5 protein-coding genes are annotated in these 7863 nt (G+C 35.7%); all 5 read left to right on the top strand.

All coding sequences use genetic code 11. From position 1 onward, the window contains the following. Nucleotides 1-545 precede the first annotated feature (545 nt). Nucleotides 546-1631, top strand: coding sequence for a toll/interleukin-1 receptor domain-containing protein (locus tag OQY15_RS22305; RefSeq protein WP_265794382.1), 1086 nt, complete (start codon nucleotides 546-548; stop codon nucleotides 1629-1631). A gap of 223 nt (nucleotides 1632-1854) precedes the next feature. Next, nucleotides 1855-2688, top strand: a complete 834-nt coding sequence (locus OQY15_RS22300) for a hypothetical protein (RefSeq protein WP_265794381.1) — start codon at nucleotides 1855-1857, stop codon at nucleotides 2686-2688. 2 nt (nucleotides 2689-2690) lie between these two features. After that, nucleotides 2691-5816 carry a DEAD/DEAH box helicase gene (locus tag OQY15_RS22295; RefSeq protein ID WP_265794379.1) on the top strand — a complete coding sequence of 1042 codons (3126 nt, stop codon included), beginning with the start codon at nucleotides 2691-2693 and terminating at the stop codon, nucleotides 5814-5816. 941 nt (nucleotides 5817-6757) lie between these two features. Then, complete coding sequence (locus OQY15_RS22290; RefSeq protein WP_265794378.1) at nucleotides 6758-7108, top strand: transposase; 351 nt, start codon at nucleotides 6758-6760, stop codon at nucleotides 7106-7108. After that, nucleotides 7105-7863 (top strand): IS256 family transposase (locus OQY15_RS22285; protein ID WP_265794377.1); only part of this gene is annotated, 759 nt, incomplete at its 3' end. The genes OQY15_RS22290 and OQY15_RS22285, both read left to right, overlap by 4 nt.

Here is a 7863-nt window from a genome sequence, read left to right as displayed (position 1 = left end):
TAGCATGGAGTCAGCCCCTACGGAGCTGACTCCATGCTAAGGGATGGGAAATAATATATAAATTTGAATTCCTCGCCTCCTACATCGGTTCGAAAAAAGGGAGGGTTACAGTAAGTCATCTACAAGGTTTAACAATGGCAAAGGAAGTATATAACCAACCTAAAGTAAAAAATAGAAACCAGATTACTGAAGTTGAGAAGCATTTTCTTAAGAAAATTGAAGAGGCATCTAAAAACATTCAGAAAAATGACGTAATGAGCTGTTTCGAAGTGTTCCAAATGTAAAAAGCCCCATATTTCTGTGAGGCTTTGCGCAATCGCTATGATACAAGACACGAACTATTTCTATTAAGTTGCTCAAGAATTACGTGATATCTATGACGCTGTATGGAGGACAAGAAAAAGAAATAACTTATTATGCTAACGATAGTTTAGGTACTAAATGTCTCAATTTTTGAATATTGCGACTTTTTAAAAAGAGTTTTTTTTCTTGCAGAATTTCTTTCCCACAGATCAGTAAGATATATTTGCTTAATAACATACTTTATGACCATTAAGATCTCAAGTCCAAATGTTTTCATCTCATATGCATGGGAAAGTGATGAGTTTAAAGAATGGGTACTTTCATTTAGTACAACATTACGGAACAACGGTATCAATGTCACACTTGATCAATGGGAAGTAGTTCCCGGTGATAGGATGCAATATTTTATGGAAATGGCAGTGAGGCAAAATAATTATGTCCTGATTATCTGCTCAGAGAAGTATAAACAGAAATCTGAAAATCGCCTGGGAGGCGTGGGATATGAAGGTGATATCATGACTGCAGAAGTTATTCAGGATGGCAACCACCGTAAATTCATTCCATTGATTCGTTCCGGAGAAATGAAAACTGCCATACCATCTTGGCTGGGAGGAAAATTTTTTCTTGATTTTACGGATGATAAAAATTTTGATAGTAATTTTGATGAGTTGATGCAGACTCTGCTGGGGATTCGCAGGTCGGCACCGCCTCTTGGAAAAATACCAGAAAAATATCGTCTTGAAATGGAAAAGCTGGAGGGAAAAATGGAAAACAAGCCAGAAGAGAGCGTGGCGCTACCAGCAGAAATTGTAATTCCTCAGGCGACCAGTTCTGGCGTAGCCGGTCCAAGACCCAGACTTGAGGCAGATCTCGTTTGGCACAGTGGATCCAGATCTCCGCGCGGCTACAGTGATAAAAACCCAACAGGATTCGACGAGGACGGTAACCTGATCACCGTGATTGGTCCAGGTAGTAAACCGATTATACACTGGGAGCTTAACTGGCGTTTTGAACTGGTACTTCATAATAACTCAAGCCATCCATTATTCAATGTAGAAATCAAATCAGTTGGTGTAATAAATTTTCAGTCTTTAGAAAGCCTTCCTAAGGTCAATAACATATCACCACTTAGCAATGTCAGTTTGAAAGCGTCTTTTGGTCAAATGGTGGAAAGCAATCATATGGTTGCTGATAAAATTATGGCATTCAAAGTTCCAGAGCAGCTAGAAGGATTAAACCTTGAAATTTCTTACTCCAACGAAAATGGTAAGCGTTTTGTTACGCTGATGAAGGTGGAAAACAATCAGCTCATTAACCTGCTCAGTTGAGTCGTTGATCTTCAGAAACTAGATTTTCACCATGACCTTAATACATTCAAAAGCTAATCTAAACCACATTTTATTTAACATGGAACCGACATATTTGCTGTTTTTATTTTACCTTTGATTATAAAGTTTAACTGAAGTCAGTTACAGCAGTTTATTTTACTTTGATATAGGATATTCGGAAACCTTTAGATATGTTTATGCAACCAAACCAACGCAATAATTAATGGCTCACAAATTCATCAAAGAAGATATTTCGGTCTCTGATAAATTTATCATTAAATTTTCTGAGATGTATATTAAGCAGCGATCTGAAACCAGATTTGGCTATAACAAAATAGATGAAAGCTTGCTTTTCCAAAAGCATGGTTTTGACAGTACACAACTTAAAAAAGTTATAAAACAAAATTCAGTTGCGGAAGATTTAATTAGGGAAGCTGGAGATACACATAAAACTGTATTGACTGATATATACAGAAGTGATTTAGGAGAACTGTTGCTAACTTATTATTTCGAAGATAAGTTGCCCGAAGATGAAAGATTTATAATTCCACACAAAAACATCACTAATCGCGAGTTAGCCGCTCAGCCAGGAAGAGGCTTGGATGCTGTTGGTTATCGAGTAGATAATGACAGAATTAAGTTGCTTATCGGTGAAGGGAAAGTCTCCCACCAAAAAACAAATCCGCCTTCAGTTGTTGATTACAACAGTGATTCAATATTCAATACACAAACAAAATTCAAGAATAATAGAGACATATTAGTGAACCGTTTATCTGATTATAGCAGAAACCTTACAGATGAGGCGGCTGAAAAAATTGGTTTGGTGCTACTTTTGCTTGATTTTGGAAGAGAAAGTGAATTTGACCTTGTGTTTGGATGTGCGCTTATAAGGGATGTCTCTTGTGTAAAAATAAATGAAGACTATGGTAAATTTTATACTCAGCAAACAGATTTTGATCCGCATCATATAACGTTTTGTATCCTAAATTTTGATAAAGAAATTGCCGATACAATCGATCTGTTTTATGAAAAAGTACAAGAACTTTGTAGAGCCTAAAAATGAAAGACATTTTAGAGTTTGTTTTACATGATGATGAAATAAAGTCCTATGTGCAGGACCGAAAACTTGCTTTCTTAGAAAGTGAGCTCGGATATCCTATGAAAGAGCAAAATGATGAACTTAATAAGAAAGTTCTCAAAATAGAATATTTACTCTTGAATAAGTTATTGGCATCGAGAAATGAAGACATTGATGGTACTCTTTATGATATTGCTTATTCAATTTTGAAGTCTTATGACATCAAAACCCAGTACTTTGATAATTTATTCGGCGAATTTTTCGGATTAACCAATATTGATAATTATAGTTTATACTACTTCTATCTAGCCTCTTTAGGTCTCAAGGCTGATAAAACAGTACAGGTTAGACTAGACCTCAAAGATTATGTTACCAAGGATTACTCCGATTTGGGCAATTGGCAACAAATTGTCTCTAACAAGATTCTTGAAGCATTTATCTTATTAGTTAGAAAGGATTCTGGTTATTCTGATATAAGAAAATCTTTACAGTTGATCGCCGATTTAAAAACATCTCAAAAAGATCTCGAAGAAGAATACTTGAAAGATGTCCATAATTATTCAAAGGAAGTGGAAACTGCGGAAGTACTTTTGGGCTGGTATCACTTGTCTAAAACAATAACTGAGACAGCAGATTATCTTACAGAAGGTTATAATTATAAAGGAAAGTTAGAAAGCGAAATTAGAATACATGCTGAAGTAGCAAAAAAGCTTTTTAGTAATTACCCTAGATTACAGAGTATTACTAACATTATCGAATTTAATCTTGTTTTATTACAGAATAACTCTATTTGGTATTCAACAAATGCAATCCAAATAAAGAAATTAAAGGAATTCTGTGTAGCTAAAAGTAAATCGGATAAGGCAATTATCGATTTATTACCATCCCAAAGGGAAGCAATTAACATGAGTTTGTTAGATCTAGCAGCTAGCGTAACAGTCGTTGAAATGCCAACGAGCGCAGGAAAGACGCTCCTGGCTGAATTTAACATCATTGTAACCAAGGCGTTAAATGCAGATTCTAAAATCATTTATGTAGTACCTACACGAGCATTGGTAAATCAGGTTTATTATGATTTAAAATCTGATTTTGCAGGCTTAGATTTTTCAATTGAAAAAACCTCTGGAGCAATAGAAGTTGATCCATCAGAAGAGGCCTTACTAAAAGAAAAAATAGATATTCTAGTCTCTACGCCAGAGAAACTGGATTTATTGATAAGGAGAAATCATGACTCTGTAAATGATGTTGCGCTTTTTGTAATAGACGAGGCACATATGATACAGAATGGAAGTCGAGGTACACGTCTTGAGCTATTATTAGCCATATTAAAACGTGAAAGGCCAAACTCAAAGTTTATGTTTCTCTCACCATTTTTAAAGAATTCCGCTTCGACAATTGCTGACTGGATGGGTGGGAATAAAATTAAAACACCAATAAGGATAAATTGGAAACCCGCTGAAAAGCTTTTGATCGGCATAAAACAAAAAAGAAATTTTAAAGAATTTAGTCAGACACTTTTACCCTCTGCCTACTCCCTAATTTCAGGAGAACGAGAATTAGGGGACGTGGTTTTAGATTTTGTTCCTACGGGAAAAGATAAAGAGAAATATATAGAATTTACTGCTAAACGGTATGGTATAGCAAATAAATCTATCTTATATCTTTGTCAAGGATCTGGAATGGTTGATAATAGAGCTGAATACTTATATGATAGATTGCCGGAAATACCTGTTTCAGAAACAGTTGAATTAGTTAGAAAATTTATCATAGATGAGGTAGGCAAAGAGACCGTTCTAACCAAGGTTTTAAAAAAGAAAATAGCACTTCATCATGCTGGATTATCAGACGAAACTAAACTTTTAATTGAGCATTTAATCCGTGAGAAAGAAATCGAGCATATATTCGCTACAAGTACTTTGGCTGAGGGTGTGAACTTTCCAGTTTCTGCTGTCTATTTTGATTCTTATCGTAAAGGAGATACTAAACTTTCTTCAAGTGATTTTTGGAATATTGCCGGCAGAGCCGGAAGAACACTTGTAGATAATTATGGCAAATTAATATTTCCATTTGATTCTGCAAGAAATACTGAGAGTGCAAAAGCATTGATTCGTGAGAGTTCAAAAGGTATAGCTAGCATGCTTTTGGAATTGATGATTAATGCAGATAATATCATCGAAACATTAGGGATGGAAGAAAGCCAAATTTTTAAGCTTGCTTATAGGTACTCTAATTCTTTGGAACCATTGGTGCAATACTTAATCCATGTACTCAATCAGTCAGGTAATGAAAGTATTTTGGAGATTAGTGATTTATTTAAAGATAGTTTAGGATACCATCAACTTGAAAATACTGATAAACAGAAGTTCATTGAAATCTGCAAAATGATATATCTGGAATTGCAGGAGAAATTTAATCCTGGAACATTAGGCTTTGCAGATAAGACAGGTTTCTCTGTGCCATCCGTTTTGGAAATTATGAAAGAAGAAAACCGGACTAATCCTGCTATATCTTCGGCAAAGAGTTGGGAAGTAGATAACCTTTTCAATTTTAAGACTGATTACTTGAAGGAAAAGATCAAAGTCATAGCAAAACTTAAAGAAACCGGATTAGGAACTGATTCTCACAGCAATTCATTTAACGAAGAGGCCGTTGCAAAGGTTCTTATCAGTTGGGTAAAGGGTGACCAGTTATTTGATGTTGCTGCGCATCACCCAACATTCGCTAATAATGCCGATCCTTCCGACAGGATTAATTCTTTTGTCAAATATATTAATAATACTAGATTTAAAGCTTCTTGGGGCTTAGGAGCTTTGGAAGGTATTGTGAACAGTTCCAACAATCAACTGAAAGAAAATTCATATATCCCCTCAATGGTTTATTACGGCGTTGACACAGAAGGGGCATTGCTCATGCGCATGGCAGGTGTGCCTCGAAGATTAGCAAAGTCTATTTCCTCAATAATACCACATGACGAAACGCTGAGCTTAACTCAGATTCGTTCAAAAATCAGCAATTTAAGTAGTTCAGAATGGGATTTAATCACCCCTTCACATTCAACATTAACTGGCAGTGAGTGGAAAAAACTTTCAGAAATTCTAGTGAAATAACTATCTCATGTAAATTTCAGTTATGTAGAAAATTCTTTTAGAAATTAGTCTCCAGTTTTATAATAGAAGAATTCCCTGTTTGAATTGTGTCACCTCTTAGAAAAACCATGGATGAAGACTATGATAATCTTAATCAAGCCCTTTTAAATAATTTAAAGGAACTTGAAATTACTAACCTAGTTGGTATACAAAACCACTATGATGATAATTCTATTGGCCAAGATTAGCAAGACTAAGTTTTTTATAATAAGCAGTATAGTGCCTACAGCTATCATTTTCTATTCGAAATCCAAGCTCTAAGTAGTCAGATTCATTTTGGAATAGCAAGTTGCTTTTTGTATAAAGATAAGATAGGCACTGTTTTAGGACGACCAAATGTTTATAACCAGAGGTACGAATAAATAGATTGAGTCTTCAATTCACTCTATTTATTCGTACCAGAATAGGGTTCTTAAAACTTACCTTAAGAAACCAAAAGTTCTAAAAAATACCTACTTTGCCAATGTGGTGGATCAGCTTTTAGTGGATTATCCATTACTGCAAAATAATGCTAACTATATTGGCTTTTGCGAGTAAAAGTTGGTTTAAATGAATTAGATTGAAATGAATTCGCCTATAATAATTCATTGATTATGCAGGATTTTATCCCTAAAGACCGTGGAAGGGATGACTGTAAAAAACTGTTAGCCATGACAGATTTACTTTTATCGCACAACAATTCAATTGCGGAGGAAATTCTTGCCCTAGTTCAATTCAAAAATTTAATTTAGTTGCCTAGTTATGAGGTGATAAATGAATTTATAGGCTAAATAGTTTATCAATTTAAGACTGTTTTTTAGAAACTATAGGGCGTGTCTAGAATTTTGTGTAAGTAGGAAAAAAGTCCTGCCAACCATACTGTAATTAAAGGATCAAAATATTGCAACTTTAATCACAACAATATGGATGATAATAACTTAGAATTACCTAAAGGCTTCTTCAAACAGTTCAAGTCCAAAGAACAATTTCATGAGTTCTTCTCAGATATGTTCAAGAAGGGAGTCAATGAAATGCTCCAGGGAGAACTCGATGATCATTTAGGTTACGAGAAAAATGCCTCAGAGGGCCGCAATAGCGGAAATTCGCGTAATGGCTTCAGTAGAAAAAAAATAAAGAGTGAGAAGTTAGGTGACATGGTCTTATCTATTCCCCGTGACCGAAATTCTGATTTTGAACCAAAGTTGATTCCCAAGCATCAACGAATGTTGAACAAATTGAGCAGAATATTATTGGTATGTACTCGCGTGGCATGAGTACCCGTGATATTGAAGATCAAATCCGTGAGATTTATGGGGTGGAGGTCTCTGAAAGCACAGTCTCTACTGTCACCAATCGGATCGTGGATCACATTAAAGAATGGCAGGTACGCCCATTAGAACCTGTTTATTTTACTTGTTGGATGGATGGCATACAATTCAAAATCCGTCACAATGGAAAGGTGGTCAATAAATGCATATATCTTGTCATTGGCCTTAAAAATGATGGCTTAAAGGAGATCTTAGGTATGTGGATCAATGAAACAGAAAGCGCATCTTTCTGGTTGGGTGTGCTTACCGATCTCAAAGCCAGAGGTGTTGAGGAAATTTTAATCGCATGTACTGATAACCTTACTGGTTTTACCAAAGCTATTGCAGAGGTGTTTCCAATGACCATCACCCAGCTATGCATTGTCCACCAAATACGTAATAGCTGTAAATATGTATCTTGGAAAGAACGTAAGACTTTTGCTGCAGACCTGAAAACTGTCTATGGTGCGGTCAACAAAGATGCTGCCAGGCATGCCTTGGATGATTTCGCAGAAAAATGGGGTAGCAAATATGGTTATGCCATTAATAGTTGGGAAAACAACTGGGACGCGTTGACCAGCTACTTTGACTTCCCACTGGAGATACGCAAACTCATTTATACCACCAACGTCATTGAAAGTCTCAATAGCGGAATCAGGAAATTCACCAAGTCCAAAAGCCTATTTCCTGATGATCAGGCGGCGCTGAAGGCAGTTTACCTT

It is taken from the genome of Pedobacter sp. MC2016-15 (genome assembly GCF_026239695.1).
Taxonomy (GTDB): Bacteria; Bacteroidota; Bacteroidia; order Sphingobacteriales; family Sphingobacteriaceae; genus Pedobacter.
This window is presented reverse-complemented; position numbering and strand designations above follow the sequence as displayed.

Bases quoted from the DNA above. Each gene is read 5' to 3' on its own strand.
- OQY15_RS22305 (WP_265794382.1), top strand. From the start codon at position 546: ATGACCATTAAGATCTCAAGTCCAAATGTTTTCATCTCATATGCATGG.
- OQY15_RS22295 (WP_265794379.1), top strand. From the start codon at position 2,691: ATGAAAGACATTTTAGAGTTTGTTTTACATGATGATGAAATAAAGTCC.
- OQY15_RS22290 (WP_265794378.1), top strand. From the start codon at position 6,758: ATGGATGATAATAACTTAGAATTACCTAAAGGCTTCTTCAAACAGTTC.
- OQY15_RS22300 (WP_265794381.1), top strand. From the start codon at position 1,855: ATGGCTCACAAATTCATCAAAGAAGATATTTCGGTCTCTGATAAATTT.